This is a genomic window from Streptomyces sp. NBC_00078, assembly GCF_026343335.1.
In the GTDB taxonomy this organism is placed as follows: domain Bacteria; phylum Actinomycetota; class Actinomycetes; order Streptomycetales; family Streptomycetaceae; genus Streptomyces.
On record NZ_JAPELX010000001.1, the window covers coordinates 9,084,357 to 9,100,912 of the forward strand.

Sequence of the window (16,556 nt, forward strand, 5' to 3'; positions counted from 1 at the left end):
TGAGTGCGTGGTGACGTCTGTGGTGGAGAAGCGTCTGGGCGCTCTGCCTGTCGCTGCCGAGTTTCTGCGCCGGCTGGACGTGGCGGGGATCGTCGACGGGTTGTGCCCGTCCGCGCCGAGCGCGCACCTGACGCACGGGCAGGTCATCGAGGCGCTGGTCGCGAACCGGCTGACCTCGCCGATACCGCTGTTCCGGGTCGGCGACTGGGCCCGGACCTGGGCGGTGGAGGAGGTCCTGGGCATCGAGGCGGGCTTGCTCAACGACGACCGCCTCGCGCGGGCACTGGATGCGATCGCCCCGAAGCTGGAGCAACTCGCGGGCACGGTCGGCGCGCGGGCGATCACCGAGTTCGGCATCGACGTGTCGCGGTTGCACTGGGACATGACGTCCATGTCCGTCCACGGGGCCTACCCGCTGGAAGATCAGGACGACGCGTTCCCGGTGATCAAGCACGGGCATCCCAAGGACCGCCGGGTGGACCTGAAGCAGGTCCAGGCCGGGCTCGCGGTCACCGGTGACGGCGGCATCCCGGTCCACGCCCGGGTCTTCGGCGGGGGCGCGGCCGAGGTGTCCCAGGTCGTCGGGGCGATGAAGGATCTGCAGAAGCTGGCCGGCGAACGGGAGTTCCTGCTGGTCGCCGATTCCAAGCTGGTTTCCTACCCGAACGTCGCCGCACTGCTGGCAGCCAGGACGGCATTCATCGCCCCGGTCCCGGCGGCTCAGGTCAAGGACGGTTTCTATGCCGCCTTGGACCTGGAGGCCGCCACTGTCGTGGACTGGGTGCCCGACCGCGACGCGGGCAAGGACCCCGCCCAGCGCGAGGTCTACCGGGTACTGGAGGACGTTCACACCCTGAACGGTCCGCGCAGGCGCGACCCGGTCCTGAGCGTTCGCCGAATCCTGGTCCACTCCACCGGCAACGCTGCGGGCCAGCAGGCCGCCCGCACCAAACGCCTCACCCGCGCGGCCGAGGACCTGGACAAGGTCCAGCACGGAGCCGGCGGCAGGTACTACAACACCGCCGAGAAGATCGCGGCCCGTATCGGCGTGATCGCCAAGACCCGGCGGGTTGCCTCCTGCCTGCGCACCGAGATCGGCGAAGACGACAACGGCAGGCCCACCCTGGCCTGGCACTTCGACCATCAGGTCCTGGACGACGAGGCGGCAGCCGACGGCTGGTACGCGCTGCTGACGGCGCTGACCCCCGAGCAGGCCGACCCGGGCCAGGTCCTGATCCAGTACAAGGGCCAGGGATCGGTCGAGCGCCGTTACGCGGACTTCAAGGGCCCCCTGGCGGTCACCCCGCTGTTCGTGCAGCACAACCACCGCGTCGCCGCCCTGATCCAGGTCATCTGCCTGGCCCTGCTGGTCTTCAGCCTGATCGAGCGCCAGGTCAGACAAGCCCTGGGCCCCGAGCAGACGATGGTCGGCCTCTACCCGGACAACCGCCGGGTGCGGCCCACCGGCCGCATGATCCTCTACCACCTGAGCGAACTCGCCCTGCGGATCGGCAACGTCACCGATCCACCCACCGTCCAGATCACCCGAGGAGTCCAACTCCACCTCCTCGACCTCCTCGGCATCGAAGTCACTCAAACCCGCTGGCCAATGACCTGAAACGGCGACCCGCGAAGTACAGGGCTAGTGCTCTGACCACATTGGTTCGCCGGGTTGGTGGTCGGGGCGGTTGGATGTGCGGTGACGTCCGATCCGAGTGCTGGGGGTGCGGTGGCTGAGCCTGTCCGCGTGCGCAGGTTGACCGACCAGGAGGGGCAGAAGCTGCAGCAGATCGTGCGCCGGGGCAGCACCAGTTCGGTGCGCTTCCGACGCGCGATGATGCTACTGGCGTCGGCTGGCGGGAACCGGGTCCCGGTGATCGCCCAGCTGGTGCAGGCCGACGAGGACACAGTCCGGGATGTGATCCACCGGTTCAACGAGATCGGCCTGGCCTGTCTGGACCCTCGGTGGGCGGGAGGCCGTCCCCGCCTGCTCAGTCCTGACGACGAGGACTTCGTCGTCCAGACGGCCACCACCCGCCCGACCAAGCTCGGCCAGCCCTTCACCCGCTGGTCCATCCGCAAACTCGCCGCCTACCTGCGGAAAGTCCATGGGCGGGTCATCCGCATCGGTCGCGAGGCATTACGCCGTCTGCTCGCCCGCCGCGGCATCACCTTCCAGCGCACCAAGACGTGGAAGGAGTCCCCGGACCCCGACCGCGAGGCAAAGCTGGACCGGATCGAGGAGGTCCTGGACCGCTTCCCGGACCGGGTCTTCGCGTTCGACGAGTTCGGCCCGCTCGGAATCCGCCCCACCGGCGGTGCGTGCTGGGCTCCCGCCAGTCATCCCGAGCGGCACCCGGCGACCTACCACCGCACCCACGGCGTCAGGTACTTCCACGGCTGCTATTCGGTCGGCGACGACACGCTCTGGGGCGTCAACCGCCGGAAGAAGGGGGCCGCGAACACCCTGGCCGCGCTCAGGTCGATCCGGGCCGCCCGCCCGGACGGCGCCCCGATCTACGTCATCCTGGACAACCTGTCCGCCCACAAGGGCGAGACGATCCGCCGCTGGGCGAAGAAGAACCGCGTCGAGCTGTGCTTCACGCCGACATACGCGTCCTGGGCCAACCCGATCGAGGCGCACTTCGGACCGTTGCGGCAGTTCACCGTCGCGAACTCCAACCACCGCAACCACACCGTGCAGACCCGGGCCCTGCACGCCTATCTGCGCTGGCGCAACGCGAATGCCCGTCACCCCGACGTGCTGGCAGCCCAGCGCCGCGAGCGCGCTCGCATCCGCAGCGAGAAGGGCATCCGTTGGGGCGGACGTCCCCTCGCCGATGCCGCTTGACCGGCCGGATATCTTTCCCGGCCGAGTCCTAGCAGTAGCCGTCCACGCTGGCGCCGACTGGAGCGAGGTTGGGCCAGGGACGCCCTGCTCTGTCGGAGGCAGCGGACCGTAGGAGGTCAAGAAGAGTGCACCCTGGGTAGCCCCGGAAGCTCGCGTAGGTGCCCCGGTAGTAGCAGTTCCAGTAGCTCACGACCCGCCGTTGCGTGCGTGCGAAGAAGGCCGGGTTGTCCACGATGAACTGCCCGTAAGCGAGGTGGCCGCAGGTGCCGGGCGTGGCGAGGCCACGGAGCTCATCGCAGATGACCACCAGGATTTCCAAGACGTACTCGCCAACCAGCTGCACGACGAAGGGGACGACCCATGGGTCCGTGGAACCAACGACCTTCTCCAGATGACGCTGTCTGACCACCCCGTCGCAGTGCCTTGAGTACAGACAGTGCAGAAGCTGCCGTTGGCGCGACGAAAGCGACGCCACCGCGTCAGTTGGCGGCTCGCCGTTGTAGAGGCGGCCGGGGATCAAAACCTGCTGGCCCTCTACAGCGACCGAGAACGAGGCATGCGGCGGGAACCGAGAATCAGGCATCACCGCCAGGACTGCCTCGGCATCGCTTGCAAGCTCGGCTGGGAACGCCGTGACCAACGGATTGCTGCTGTCGGAAAGCGGCTGCACGAGCCGAGCATAGGCGGATGCCACGGCCAGGTAGCCGGCATCAATGGCCACACACCCGCTCAACCCGGCGAAGGTATGCGGTCAGAGCACTAGCCACTGTGGCGAAGCGATCCGGTAACATAATCTCTCGCACGCTGGCGAACTGTGCCGCGCATGGACGCCACGGTTCCGCTCGTCCAAGCCCGCTGAGCGTCCACGTGCCGTCAGGCCAGCAGGGAGAGAGCCATCGACAACCCACATGAGACGACGATTGCTGGACCTCGCGATCACCAGTGAAGGAGCTGGCATGCTCTGCCTCTCCGCTTCAGTCCGTTCCCAGGCCCACGGACCATCCCAGCAGGCATCAACCCGATATATTCCTGCCTCAGCATGCCCTAGAACGGGAACCCGAGGTCTCCTTCGCGGAGAGTCTGCAATGGACCGACGAATGATTCCGAGGCCGCAGTGAGTAGCTTGGACTCCCCTTACCGCGGACGGCGCCTGATGGTATTTCAGACCCGTCCCCTGATCCCCGGCTATCTGAACGACGGTTCGCAAGCAGTCCTACTGGATCTGCTAAAACACATGAGTGACATCGGCGTGCGCACAGTGGTGTACTGCGGACAGCACCGTAGCCACGCCGACGAGTTCGAACTCTGGCCCGGCGTGACAGTCCGACCCGTGCTCCCGTTCAACATGGATGGAGGTGATCCTTATCAGGCACCTATATACCATCTTGCACGCATCATCGATATCCTACGGCGCGGAGCCGACGAGAGTGATGCCGTCTACGTCCACGACTCCAATCTCCGCTTCGAATTCATCGCAAGCGGAAAACCATTGGTGCGAGGAGTTTTTGACCTGTTCTACCCGCATACCCTGGCGGGGGTCATACAGTCGGGCGATGCCCGACTCGTGGCAAATTCGGACTATGTAGGCAACTGTATCAAAGAGGCTCTCCGTAGATTCCGAACGCTTGGCGATAATGCCTTGCGGGTCGTGAACACCGGCTTTCAGGAGCCACGCTTTCGGCCAGGCAACGTCAACCAAATGCGTGACCGGCTGCGACTACCGGAGGACGCACTGCCGATTCTCTATCCGCATCGCCCGGATCCGACGAAGGGCATCTTCGAGAGCCTGGCTGTCGTGCAACTCCTCCGCAAACGATTGCACGCAGACCAGTTCCGCTCGGTCCGGCTGCTCGTCTCAGTCTGGGAGGACTTCGAACCTGGACAGGGGATAGAGGGTTTGGGAGAGCCGTATCCGACAGTGTTTCGGCAGGCCGCCGAACTCGGCATTGCCGATAAGTTGCACCTGCACTCGTGGGTTCCGAGACACGACATGAGTAACTACTACGCGCTGGGGGCAGCGACCCTGTCTATCGGGACCTTCCCTGAGGCATTCGGACATGTACATGTTGAATCTATGCTCTCGGGGACGCCAGCGATCACCTCCCGAGTCGCCGCATACAGGACCACCGTACCGGAGGAGCTCGCGCGCAAAGTGGATCCGACCGACGTGGAAGCCGCCGCCGACCAGCTGGTCGAGGTACTCGGGCGCCGTGAACGCACGGGCGCACCCCTCCAAGATCACCTTCGCGATAAGTTCGGCTTCGAACGGATGCTGGACGGTTACAGTCACGCATTTTTCGACCATGCAGAGGCAAGAGAGGGCCCATTCACAGGCGTGTCAGTCCCCGTGGCAGCGGGCACACGACTGCGCATACCCCCGTGGGCCGCAGCACTTGATTCCGGCTACTACAACGACTACAGCGGATACGCCATGGACAAGCGGCTCGAAGAATGCCTTCCCTTTATCCTGGCCAGCACAACCGTAGAGACATTGAAGGAACGCACCAGCGTCAGCGAGAGCGATATCCTCAGGTGGCTGCGCAACGGACATCTACTGAGCTTGAACTCATGACGTCGTTGGGGGTGAGTGACAGTCCGGTCTCGGCAGGCATCTGTCGATGAGGTGACCAGGACATCGCGGTCGCCGAAGCGGGCCGACAGGCGTTGCGGGAGCACGTGAAGGACGAAACACTCTTTCGTTTCCAGTTTGCCTTTCCCTGACGCTAAAGGCGGCTTCGCCGGGGACACGTCAGGGCGTTCCGTGTGGGTGGTCGTGGATCCAGGACAGGCCTCCGAGGTCGAGGCGGGTGCGGGTGCGGGTGACGGCGACGTAGGCGAGGCGGGCCTCCCCGTCGTCGATGGGACCGGGTACGGCCTGGCCCGCGTCGTCGTGCTGGTCGGAATCTTGGGGTGGGGTGAAGTCGTCCGCGATTTTCACGCGGGGCCATTCGCGGCCTTTGGCCTTGTGGGCGGTCGAGACGGTCACCTGGGCGTGCTGCTCGGGGGCGAGTTGAGCGACGGCGGTGAGGATGGCGTCGGTGCCGTGGGTGTCGACGAGGTCGACCAGGGGCTGCAGGTCGCGGCCGGCCGGGTCGTGGGCGGCGTAGTCCTGCAGTTCGCCCCAGGACGGGAACAGGAGCAGTTCGGGGTGGGTGGTGTGGCGGCCTTCTTTGAGGTCGCGGGCGGCGAGTGCCAGGGTGCGCAGGCTGTCTCCTCCTCCGGCCAGCGCCACCCGGCATCCGGCGGTCATCAGGCCCATGACGTGGGACATGGCGCCGACGTTGGTGCGGCACAGCACCGCGTCGGGCCGGGTGAGGGGGCCGAGTTCGGTGGGGACGGTCTCGGTGCCGGTCAGGCGGAGGGGAGCGTCGGCGATGGCCAACCACCGATTGGCTTCCTCGGCGAGGTGGGGGCCGAAGCGGAATGACTTCGACAGGGCGAGCTGGGTGCCGTCGAAGCCGGTCATGATGTCCTTGGCGCCGCGCCAGTGGTAGATGGCTTGGGCGGAGTCGCCGACCATGACGAGTTGGGCGTGGTCGCGCTGGCTGAGGAAGATGTGTTCGACGACGGGGTTGGTGTCCTGGGCCTCGTCCAGCAGCAGGAAGTCGGCGTCGATCCTGGGCTGGGTGAGGGCCCACATTTTCAGGTAGTGGTCGTGGTCGAAGCGGACCGCGCCGGCGTCGGGGTTGTGCAGGTCGCTCCAGGCTTTGCGGGCGAAGGGCACGATGTGGGCGGCGAGTTGGGTGTGGAGATCGTTGTTCTCCAGGCCGCGCAGGCGGGGTACGTGGTGGCGGGTGATGGCCTCGTCGGCGGTGTGGCAGAAGCTGGCCACGGTGCGCAGCAGGGTGTGGCAGAGGGCTCTTTGGGAGATGTCGTGCTCTGCGATGCGGATGGCCTTGGTGACGCCGAGGGCCTGGCCGGTCTGCCAGGCCGGGCGGCGGGGTGCGTTCAGGCGGCGGGTGTAGCCGTGGCCGATGGCCGCGTAGGCAAGGGCGTGCGCGGTCTTGCACTGGACGGTGTTCGGGAAGCGGGTTCGTGCGTCCTGGGCGATGGCCCGGTTGAAGGCGAGGTAGCGGCCGCGGCGGGTGGTGGTGCGGGCGAGGAGGGCGAGGGTGGTGGTCTTCCCGGTGCCGGCGCCTGCCTGCAGGGCGAGGTGGTCGCCGGCGTGGAAGGCGTCGGCTGCTGCCGTCTGTTCGTCGGTCGGTTTCATGGCGTGGGCCTCTCGGAAAGCCGGGTGAGCGCGTGTCCGACGGCGGACAGCAGGTAGGCGGGGGTGGTGTGGGCCAGCAGCTGGCGTACCGCGTGGTCGAGGCGGTCGATCTCCTGGTCGGCGTGCTCGGCCAGGACGCGGTGCAGGGCCAGTTCCACGTACCGCTCCGGAGTCTGCTGCGCACGGCGGGCATCGGCTGTGAGGACAGCGTGCGTGGCGGGCGGGAAGGCGACATTGAGCAGCACCTTGTGGTCTGCGTCCGGGTAGTGCGTGGTGATCACGTCGATCGGCAGCCGTGCGCCGAGCCGGTGGCGCAGCCGGCGGGCGGCCCGGTGGGGGGTCTTGGCGGATACGAGGGTCATCAGACGGGTGGCGTCGTGGTTGGCGGCGAGCGGCAGCACGCGGGCGGCGCGGAGCAGGGCCGCCGGGGACAGGGGGCGGGTGAGCACGATTTCCAGGGCGTGATGCGGCATCGTCATCCCCTGCCGTGCCGGCGGGCCCGGGGGTGGGGCAGGCGGGTGTGGATGTGCGCCGCGTGCAGGAGGGGGTCGAAGGGCTGCCATCCGGCCAGGGCGAGGTCTGCGACGCCTGGGGCGGCGGCGTGTGTGGGACAGTGCTGGGCGCGCCAGCGCAGTTGCTCGCTGTAGGGGAAGTGGCCCAGGTCGTAGACGGCCATCAGGGTGTCGGGCAGGGCGAGTTGGCCTCGCTGGGGGCCGGTGGGCAGCAGTCTCCAGGTCCCGGCCGGGCCGGTGGGGGCAAGGACCGGATTGGCGCAGCGGTGACGGTGGCGGGTCTGGGCCACGCAGCGCAGGCTCTCGACGGGGCGCTCGGCAACGTAGCGGCACAGCAGCAACTGCACGACGGGACGGTCAGGTCCGTCGGTGTCGGCGCCGGGTGCGCTGCCGCCGGGGGGTGGGGCAGGGGTGAAGGCGCCGGTGTCGGTCAGACGGCGGGTACGGACGGCGAGTTGGCGGCGGGCCGCCTCGAGGCAGGGGCTCATCCGGCAGGTGGGGGTGCGGCGCGGGCAGAGCACGGCGTGCGGGATGCGGCACCAGGCGCCGCCGTCGCCGTGCGGGTGGGCGATACCGCCGCTCAGGTGCCAGCGACACGATTCGGGGACCTGAGCGGCGGTCAGTTCGGCGGGGTGCAGGGCGATGGGCCGCTGGTCGGTACGCGGGTAGAGGTCGATGCGGTTGCCGCAGTGGCGGCAGCGGCCGTGCTGGCCAGCGCGCAGCGGGCGGCTGGTGCTGGTGGCGGTCACCCGCAAGGAGCGGGGGTGTCGGGTGACGCGGGGGCTGCCGTCCCAGTGGCGGCCGGCAGGGGCGGGAGTGAGGCACATGGCAGGGACCGTGCCAGGCGACACGCAGGCGCGAGCAGCGTGTCGGAGGGATTTGCCACGGCCAGCCCAACGATCCCGCACGCATGAGCGCTATTGCGGATGGTTGTTCTATGCCTGATGCCTGATCGGGTGATTCATGACGTGGTGCACGACGGGACGGAGTGAGGGCTCAGGAACGGGCCGCGCCGGGCGGAATGTGGTCCTCGCACAGGGCGCCCAGGAAGTGCTCGATGGGCACATCGAAGGTGTGGGCGAGGGCGTGCCAGGTGGTAACACTGCCGGTGGTGCGGCCGTGTTCGAGGTCGATGAGGGTGCGCCGGGCCAGACCGCTGTGGTCGGCGAGTTCGTCGAAGGTCCAGCCGCGCTCGGCCCGCAGGCGCGCGAGCACAACGCGCAGCGCAGTGAGGTCGGGGTCGGGCGGCAAGATCGTCACCCCACCATCCGACGGTGCAGACCCCTGCCCCGTCAGTGCGGGTTTCTGCACTTTCGCCGGGGCGGAGCGGGTGAAGCGAGCTTCGCAGTGCGGGAAACTGCACTACGGTGCGTCCGTCTCGGGGGCCTGTCACGGTGAGCCCCCGCCACGGCGCGAACGGACAGGAGGACGACCAGCCCATGAGGCTCGGTGGCGCGCATGCCGCAGTGCGGCGCATCTGGACAGTGGAGCTGCGTCCGCGGGCGGGCGGCCCCACGCTCGTCTGCCCCTCCTGCACCGCCCACACCTCTCCCCTTACGGCCTCCTCCGCGCGGTCCGCCGCCCTGGCACATCTGGCCTGCCATGCCCGCGCCGACGCACTGCCGGCGTATCTGCGCAGCTGCCAGTGCCGGGTACAGGGCTGTTTGTGGCATCCGCGTCGCCGGGGATGCGGCGGGCCGGTGCTACTGGCCCTCACCCGCGACCGCAGCGGCCGCACCTGGCGACTGGCCGACACCTGTGCGGCCTGCGCGGCGGCGACCAGCCATACCGCCGTGGTGCCGGACACGCTGGTCAACTCTCCCCGGCCGCTTCCCTCTGCCTGCACGCCGCCGCAGCCGCTGGTCGGGCTCCGGGCGGAGTCCGACCAGCGGCTGCGGGTGCGGGAGATGCTCACCTACCTCGGCGCCGCGCTGCCCCGGTTCACCTCCCCCGCCGCCCGACTGCTGGGCCTGCAATGTGCCCTGCGCACCAACAGCCGCGGGCATGTCCGGCTGCCGACGGGTCTGCTGCGCGGCATGCGCCTGGGCGGGCACCGGGAGCTGTGGCAGGAGCTGGCCCACGCCGGCTGGCTGGAGCCGCCAGCCGTCAGGCCGGTGCCCGTGCAGGTGCGGCTGCTCGATGCCGCGGTCCTGGACCAGGCGCCCGGTCGCCGTGCCCGCTGCCGCGCCGCCCACTGGGCGCTGCGCCCCGCCCCCTTGGCCTTGCCGGCCGCGCCGCCCGCCCTGCGGCTGACCGCTCTGGTGCTGGCCGCACACACGTCCGTCGATGCCGAACACAGCGCCGATATGGACGTCCTCGCCCGCCTGTGCGGGCACAACCCGCAGCAGACCGGAGAGCTTCTCGACCGGCTGGTGACCACCCGCACACTGGGAGCCTGGCACCACAACCGGGAGACCGACGAGGTGCTTTGGCACCTGCCCCAACCTCGTGCACGAGCCCGCCCTGCGGTACGGCCCCGCCGCCACCAGGCACCGCGGTGTTGAGGCCGGCTCCGGGCAGAGGACAGGAAGATCGCGCCGCCCCTCGTCAGGGGCAGCACCTATGGTGGCCGTGGTGCGGACCGCAAAGGGACCGCTCGCGTGGAGGGCAAAGGGCGTTGGCCAGCGTGCAGATCACGGACAAGAACCGGTTGTCGACGGTGAAGCCGGACTTGGCCGCAACGCTGGACGCCGAGAAGTCGGGAATCACGGCGGATGAACTCACGGTAGGAGCCAGCCGGAAGGTCTGGTGGCGCTGCCCGGACTTCCCTGACGATCACGACGGGTGGGAAGCCGTCGTGGGCAACCGTACGGGAGGATTCCGCAAGCGCTATGGCACTGGCTGCCCGGACTGCCGCCTGGTCAAAACGTCCGCGCAGGAGTTGCGCCTGAAGGCGGAACTCAGCACTGTCCTTCCCATCGACCCCAGCCGTGGCGCCATACGTACCACCCGCGTCGAGCATGTCGACATGGTCGTCGAGGCCGACAGCCTGCGTCTCGTCCTGGAGTTCGACGGCTCCTACTTCCACGGGACCGCCAACTCACGGCGCAAGGACAGCATGAAGTCCCAGCGGCTGCGCTCCGCCGGCTGGACCGTGGTGCGTATCCGTGAGGACCCTCTCAGCCTCCTCGACAGCGCCTATGACGTCGTGGTCGGCTTCGTCGCCGAGCCCGAGGAGGCCGCAGCCGACGTCCCACCTGGCGCAGCTCGGCCTGGTCGATGCTGCTGCAGCCGAGCGCTACCGGGCCCTTGGCGCTCCGCAAGGTGCCGCGACGGCGCGTGAATGGATCCGCGAACGGATCGGCGAGCAGGCGCTGAAGATCGAGTACACGGCGCACAACGATGCCTGGGACTCCATGTTCGAGGCCCTGGTGGCCTATGCCGCCGATGCCGGCCACTGCTACCCCACCGATGATGTGGCTGTCGACGGCCGGAGTCTGGGCAGATGGAGCCGCAAGCAGAGGGGCTTGCAGCGCCAGGGACGCCTGCGGCCGGATCGGGCCGAGCGGCTGGCCACCCTCCCCACCTGGTCCAGCGGCACCGCGCACGAAGCCGGCTTCTGGTCCCGATACCGTGCCTATCTCCAGCGTGCCGAGGCCACGGATCCGGACGAGCGCGAGAACGCGATGCCGGGCCGCGAGGCCACCGTGTGGGCGAACAACCTCCGCAGTCGGCGAGAAGATCTGGTCGCGCACGGCCGCGACCTGCCGGACGACCAGCTCAAGGCCCTGGAGGGGATACCCGGTTGGTCCTGGACTCCCTTCGGTGACAGCCACACGACGAAGGTTCAGGTGATGCAGCAATTCGTCACCACCACCGGCCGGCCTGTCGCCTCCATCAAGCAACGCGAAGAGTGGAACGGCCACCCCATCGGAGTCTGGCTGAATTCCTGGCGCACCAACCGTGGCAGGCTCCCGGATGCGCATAAGGTCGATCTGGAGGCGCTGGCGGGATGGACATGGGACCAGCGCGGCGATCAGTGGGAGGCGATGTTCCAGCAGCTCACGGACTTCGGCACAGACCACGGCCACCTACGGCCAAGCCTGACCCTCGGCAGCGAGCAGGAGAAGACGCTCGCCCGGTGGAAACGCAACCAGAAAAACCGCCTTCAGGGTCGCGACGATGCCAGGGCCGACGAACTGCGCACGCTACTCGCCCGCTACGGGGAGGAACTCCCCTGAACCGGTAGCGGGGCGTACCGGCCGTCTATCACGCCCAGTTGCTTGAGCACTCAGGCGCAGATGTGTGCCGAGGCTCGGTAATTGTCACCGACGGCACCGGATAGCCTGCGAAGAAACCAGGTTGAAGCAGTCGGACTGTCACCAGAGAGGCGCTGGAGTTGTCTCACATAGCCGATCACTGGTCTTCCAGTCGCCGGCGCGCAGTGTGACTCGCGACGACCTCATCGCCATGCTCCGCGAACAGACTCCGGCATGCGGGCCTGCACGCGACGCTTTGATCGCCGGGGCTGGCTTCGTCGTCTGGGACGGCCTGGTCCCGGCCAACCGGCACGCGGGCGTCTTCCGGGGTCGAATGCACCACTCCTTGAAACGTGGCCACACGATCGACGGCCTGGCCGACAGTGTCGACATCCTTCGGCGAGCCGGGGAAGAGCCGCTTCGTATCGGATCCATCGACGCGGTGGACAGATCATCCTGGCTCACGATCTTCCTGAACTCCACGGCGACAGTAGTGGTGGCCTGCTGCGGCGGACGCCGACCCACCACCATGGAGCCGGCCGACACCCCCGACTCCGGCGCCCAACCTCGAAGGTGACAACAAGCCTGCCTATGTGACAACCATCGCGCTTTGACTCAAGATGCCGGAGCGCGCGGAAGGAGCACCGCCCCGGTCAGTAGTCGACGTCGAGGTAGTCGATGTCGGTGAAGTCCACCAGCAGGCCGTGTGCGCGCCGTCCGCGGTCCTTGAAGTAGATCTCCTGAAGTCCTTCGGCCACGATGTCCTGGAGCTGTTGCTCGGCGGCTCCGGCGGCGTGGGCGTCGAAGAGCCGTGCGGCGTAGGCAGGCGGCAGGCCTTGAGTGATGGGCCGCAGCCGCGGGTCGTCGGTGGTGCCTGGGGCTGCGGTGAACCCGAAGCGTGCCCGGGTGTCGATGACGATGCCGCCGGTCGTGGCGGCCTGCTTTTTTGCCCTCTCGCGCACCCGGGGCTGCCACCGTTTGCGGACCTCGTCGGCGAGCCGTTCCGCGAGGTCGCGGCGGGGCTGCTTGAACTGTCCGGTGAGGTAGCGCTCGACGGTGCGCTGGGTGACGCCGAGCAGGGCGGCTGCGGCCTGGGTGCCCTTGGTCTGCTTGACCAGGTACTGCATCTGCTTCTGGGCCGACTTCGGCAGGGGGCGGGTGAAGTGCGCGGCGTCGGCCTTGTCGAGGCTGTCGGCGAGGATGCCCATCGGTGCCTACTCCCCTTCGTCCTGGCCGGAGACGATGCCGGTCTTGATGTGCCGGGCGATGTTCACATCCGGGCCGTATTCCTCGAGCAGGCCCTCTGCCCACAGCACGCTCTGGGTGCCCTCGTGCTTGACCATCCCGGGTGAGACGCCGAGCCGGAAGCCGCCGGGCAGCGGCTTGCCGTCCTGGTAGGGCAGGAAGTCGAGGGGGCTGGGGCCGTCGGAAGCGTACACGGCGCAGTCGGAGAGGATCGCGACCGGGTACAGGCCGGCGTGGGTGGCGAGCTTGAGCATCTTGCGGTGCATGTTGGTGCGGGCGCTGGCGATGACGGCGGCGCGGATGTCGGGGCGCCAGGTCGGGCGGGCGAGGGCGGGCCACGCCTCGCCCGGCCGCCAGCCGCCGCTGCGGGCCCGCTCGCGCAGTTTGCCGATGCCGCCCTTGACGGTGGCCTTGACGGCGCTGAGTACCGCGGCAAGGACGGGATCGGTCTGCTGGTAGCCGGCCATCGCGGCCAGGAACTGCTCTTCGGGCATGCCCGGGGTGACGCCGAGGCCGGCCATCGTGGCGACGTAGGCGTCCCGTAGCCGGGTGTACCAGGCGTCCAGGTAGGGGCCGTGTTCGTAGCGCAGGTAGGCCTCGAGGGGGGCGACGGGGTAGCCGAGCTCGACGGCGTAGGCGACGGTCGGGGTGGCGTACCAGGCCGGGCCCTGGGGCGGCTCGCCGTGGGGGGTGAACGGGCTGGGCAGTCGCTCGTCGAGGCGGATGTGGGAGAGGTCGACCAGCCAGGAGCCGGGCAGTTTCGCGTCAAAGGCCGGGCGGTGGACGTGGACGGGGGCGGACAGGCCGACGGTCAGCCGGTTGGCGGCCGCGGCGAAGGCCATGTTGACGTCGATGCCGACGACGTAGGGCTTCATGCATTCCTCGTCTGTCAGCGGCCTCGCCCACTGGTAGGCCTCTTCGTCCAGCATCTGGTCGGGGGTGCGCTGGTGGAAGCGGGGATACAGGGCGGCGACGGCCGGATGTCCGTCGGGGGCCTCGGGCGGGGCGCACTCCACCGCTTCCGTCAGCGAGCCGGGCATCGGGCCGGACACCCAGCTGCCGGTGGCGGAGTCCTTCACCGCGCGGGTGGGCGGGCGCAGCGCGGTCATCAGTTCCAGTCCGGTGACTGCGGTGGAGCCGCACGGGGTGAGCACGCGGGTGGCGTAGGTGCCGAGCAGGCGGGCGAGTTCAGCCGGCTCCAGCTGGTCGGCTGTCCCCCAGGAACGGGCGTCGAGGGCGCCCCAGGGCAGGACGGCGAGCTGCACGCACTGGCGGCGCCCGTCCTGGGCCGGCCGGTAGATACGCGGCCAGAGGCCGAACCCACGGCGCGTCAGCTTCCACTTCGCGCGGGCGAGTTGACGCACCACGGGATGATCGTCGGGCAGGCGCAGGCCCCGGCGGTCCTCCAGCTCCGCGGGCAGGCCGAAGCGGGCAGTTGCCTGAGCGGTGAGGACGATCAGCGGGTCCGAGTCCTTGCCGTGCCGGTGCAGCCTCTCCGCGCCCAGCCCGGACTGACGCACCACCCAGTCAGCCAGCTGCGGGATCGTGGCCGCGGGGCACTCCAGCAGCACCCCGCCCAGGCAGTAGGCGGTGCCGTCCCCGTCCAGCACCGCCAGCGGCCCGTTGGGAAACCGTGCGTCGGCAGCACGCGTTGGTCCGCTCGATCGAGCAGGACGTGCCGTCGGCGCCGGTGTGTTCTGGGTCGAGGGCGCAGAAGGCGGTTTCGGTCGGGCTGCGGGCCGGCTGGAGGGCGAGGGGGCGGGATGGCGCTGAGCAAGCCCCTCGAGCAAATGGCGGTATGCCTCGCGGCGCTCCCCCGTCGGCTCGGACCGGCCGGCCTCCCACGCCTCAATGCTCGGCACCCGCGTACCGAGCGCCTGGGCGATGGCGGCCCGGGTCAGCCCGGCCGCCTCACGCAGTCTTACCCGCTCGGCCGGCAAAGGCAGCACGGTACCGTCGTCGACGGCGGCAAGCAGCGAGTCGACAGCGGCGAACAGTTCCTGCGGCTGGTCCGTCATCTGGGCTTTCCCCTTCTTACCTGACGCCCTGGCGGATCTCTTCGAGGCGGGTCATCAGCCGCTGATAACGCTGCGAAGCAGCCTGCTGCGAGTTCAGCCCCTGATGCTGCGCGATCTGACGCCAGTCCATGTCACGGCGCCTGGCTTCGATGACCACCTGGGACTCCAACCGGTCCAGCTGATGCCGCATGTCTTCGAACAAGCTAAGCGCCGCACCGAGATCATCCGGGGTCACGTCCGCCGCACGGCCGCCGGTTTGCTGGTAGTTGGCGGCAGTCATCAGCAGCCGCCCCAGCAGGACGGCATCGCGTTCCAGGCTGCGCGCCGGACCCCACTGAGCGGTTGGGCCCTCCGCGAGGGCAGACAACCGCCGCCGGGCTTCATCGCGAGCATCATGTGCCATGTGCCCAGCTTACCTCATTACTCAATGAAACAACGTATTGTTGTTTCATTGAGTATGGGTGGTGTTCAGGGGCATACACCGAGCTGCGGGACGCAGTGAAGCGTCCTCATGCCCCCGATCGTGTCGGTCACTTGGTGGTCGCAGTGCTGCAGCAGATGCCTGAGGTCCTCGGGGAGTTCGGCGTGGTGGACCAGGATGAGTGCCACCCGGGTGGTGCGGTGCAGATGGACCAGGTCGGTCCACATGCCCATGTGCATGAGATGGGTGCGCAGCAACGTCACCGTGCGGGCGGCCCGGGTCCGGGCCACGGCGTAGGCAGCCTTGTGCTCACGCTTCCCATGAACCAGTGAGGCCCCCTCGGGAGGCGGTGGCCCCTCCCCCAAGGCCTGGCTCAGCTCGTCCCACACCTGTCGCTCACGGTGGGGCTCAGCGGGATGGACCACCAGGTGACCTGCCGCCGGGTTGTAAATCTGCAGGGCAGCACGCGTGAATCCGACGTCATCACGGCTGTCGACGACCACCCTGACGGGCGGACGCCGCGGAGTACACAGCAGATCCCATGACGGTGGCTCGTGCAGGCCGGGCCCGCACACCAGAAGGTCGACGCTCGTCTCTCCCAGAGCGTTGATGGGATTCACGGCATCTGCCAGCGCCGCTGTGATACAGCTGCCCGGAATGAGCATGTGCGCTGTTCACCGGCATGTGGCACGAGGTCGCTCATGGCGCCCCCGGAGTAAGTCGTGTGACGTGATGCCGCGCTCGATCGGACTTCCATCAGCACCTCGGCTGCTTGCGGGGCACGGGCCCGTCCATCCTCAGGGCGCGGAAGAGGTCTTCGCGCAGGGTGCGTACGAGCGGAAACCGAGCCATGCCCAGATCACTTGCTCGCGTGCGGTGCTGCGGAGCGCGGCGAGTGTCCTGCTGGCGTCGGCGTCTCCATGAAGGCACGTCATACCGCCGGCCTTGATGGCGTCATCGATCGCGGTCTTGGCCGTGCTCGGTGCGGGGGTCGGCACCAGGGCGGGCTTGGTCGGGCCAGCTGCCAGGAGTACTGGCCTCTTTCCAATCGGCCGGGTACAGAAGTCATGTCAGGGATCCCTGGTGATCGGAGCAGGCTG

General features: G+C 68.6%; 16 protein-coding genes. 7 read left to right on the forward strand and 9 right to left on the reverse strand.

What is annotated here, in order from left to right; translation table 11 throughout:
• The first annotated feature begins 19 nt into the window (after positions 1-19).
• Both OOK07_RS42195 and OOK07_RS42200 read left to right on the forward strand, forming a co-directional pair.
• Positions 20-1,618, forward strand: a complete 1,599-nt coding sequence (locus tag OOK07_RS42195; RefSeq protein WP_266679595.1) for an IS1634 family transposase — start codon at positions 20-22, stop codon at positions 1,616-1,618.
• Positions 1,619-1,729: 111 nt separating this feature from the next.
• Positions 1,730-2,851, forward strand: coding sequence for an IS630 family transposase (locus tag OOK07_RS42200; protein WP_323182926.1), 1,122 nt, complete (start codon positions 1,730-1,732; stop codon positions 2,849-2,851).
• A 28-nt stretch (positions 2,852-2,879) separates the two neighbouring features.
• Here the strand turns inward: OOK07_RS42200 and OOK07_RS42205 are convergent, their stop codons facing one another.
• Positions 2,880-3,521, reverse strand: a complete 642-nt coding sequence (locus tag OOK07_RS42205; protein WP_266795180.1) for a hypothetical protein — start codon at positions 3,519-3,521, stop codon at positions 2,880-2,882.
• 564 nt (positions 3,522-4,085) lie between these two features.
• On the opposite strand from OOK07_RS42205, the gene OOK07_RS42210 reads away from it, so the two are divergent.
• Complete coding sequence (locus OOK07_RS42210; protein ID WP_266801837.1) at positions 4,086-5,423, forward strand: glycosyltransferase family 4 protein; 1,338 nt, start codon at positions 4,086-4,088, stop codon at positions 5,421-5,423.
• A gap of 177 nt (positions 5,424-5,600) precedes the next feature.
• Here OOK07_RS42210 and OOK07_RS42215 read toward each other — a convergent pair whose 3' ends face one another.
• From OOK07_RS42215 to OOK07_RS42230, 4 genes are all read right to left on the reverse strand, one after another.
• Positions 5,601-7,061, reverse strand: coding sequence for a UvrD-helicase domain-containing protein (locus OOK07_RS42215; RefSeq protein WP_266801838.1), 1,461 nt, complete (start codon positions 7,059-7,061; stop codon positions 5,601-5,603).
• Entirely contained in the window at positions 7,058-7,540 is a 483-nt protein-coding gene (locus OOK07_RS42220) for a hypothetical protein (protein ID WP_266801839.1), read from the reverse strand. Before OOK07_RS42220 ends, OOK07_RS42215 begins: the two co-directional genes overlap by 4 nt.
• A complete protein-coding gene (locus tag OOK07_RS42225) occupies positions 7,537-8,400 on the reverse strand; it encodes a DUF6083 domain-containing protein (RefSeq protein ID WP_266801840.1) in 864 nt (287 codons plus the stop codon). The genes OOK07_RS42220 and OOK07_RS42225 overlap by 4 nt, the downstream gene beginning before the upstream one ends.
• A 169-nt stretch (positions 8,401-8,569) precedes the next feature.
• Positions 8,570-8,833 (reverse strand): helix-turn-helix transcriptional regulator, encoded by a 264-nt coding sequence (locus OOK07_RS42230; RefSeq protein WP_266801841.1) that lies wholly within the window; start codon positions 8,831-8,833, stop codon positions 8,570-8,572.
• A gap of 179 nt (positions 8,834-9,012) precedes the next feature.
• Here OOK07_RS42230 and OOK07_RS42235 point away from each other — a divergent pair, with 179 nt between their 5' ends.
• The 4 genes from OOK07_RS42235 to OOK07_RS42250 all read left to right on the forward strand — a co-directional run bounded on the left by OOK07_RS42235 (position 9,013) and on the right by OOK07_RS42250 (position 12,349).
• On the forward strand, positions 9,013-10,077 hold the full coding sequence (locus OOK07_RS42235; protein WP_266801842.1) for a hypothetical protein: 1,065 nt from the start codon (positions 9,013-9,015) through the stop codon (positions 10,075-10,077).
• A gap of 122 nt (positions 10,078-10,199) precedes the next feature.
• Entirely contained in the window at positions 10,200-10,856 is a 657-nt protein-coding gene (locus OOK07_RS42240; protein WP_266802319.1) for a zinc-ribbon domain-containing protein, read from the forward strand.
• A 37-nt stretch (positions 10,857-10,893) separates the two neighbouring features.
• Positions 10,894-11,754: a helicase associated domain-containing protein gene (locus OOK07_RS42245; protein ID WP_266802321.1), complete on the forward strand. Its 861-nt coding sequence runs from the start codon at positions 10,894-10,896 to the stop codon at positions 11,752-11,754.
• A 205-nt stretch (positions 11,755-11,959) separates the two neighbouring features.
• Positions 11,960-12,349, forward strand: coding sequence for a hypothetical protein (locus OOK07_RS42250; protein ID WP_266801843.1), 390 nt, complete (start codon positions 11,960-11,962; stop codon positions 12,347-12,349).
• 76 nt (positions 12,350-12,425) lie between these two features.
• Here OOK07_RS42250 and tpg read toward each other — a convergent pair whose 3' ends face one another.
• The 4 genes from tpg to OOK07_RS42270 all read right to left on the reverse strand — a co-directional run bounded on the left by tpg (position 12,426) and on the right by OOK07_RS42270 (position 16,076).
• Entirely contained in the window at positions 12,426-12,980 is a 555-nt protein-coding gene (gene tpg / locus OOK07_RS42255; protein WP_266801844.1) for a telomere-protecting terminal protein Tpg, read from the reverse strand.
• A gap of 6 nt (positions 12,981-12,986) precedes the next feature.
• On the reverse strand, positions 12,987-15,035 hold the full coding sequence (gene tap / locus OOK07_RS42260) for a telomere-associated protein Tap (protein WP_266801845.1): 2,049 nt from the start codon (positions 15,033-15,035) through the stop codon (positions 12,987-12,989).
• 16 nt (positions 15,036-15,051) lie between these two features.
• On the reverse strand, positions 15,052-15,438 hold the full coding sequence (locus OOK07_RS42265; protein WP_266593270.1) for a hypothetical protein: 387 nt from the start codon (positions 15,436-15,438) through the stop codon (positions 15,052-15,054).
• Positions 15,439-15,503: 65 nt separating this feature from the next.
• Positions 15,504-16,076: a hypothetical protein gene (locus OOK07_RS42270; protein ID WP_266801846.1), complete on the reverse strand. Its 573-nt coding sequence runs from the start codon at positions 16,074-16,076 to the stop codon at positions 15,504-15,506.
• Positions 16,077-16,556 lie beyond the last annotated feature (480 nt).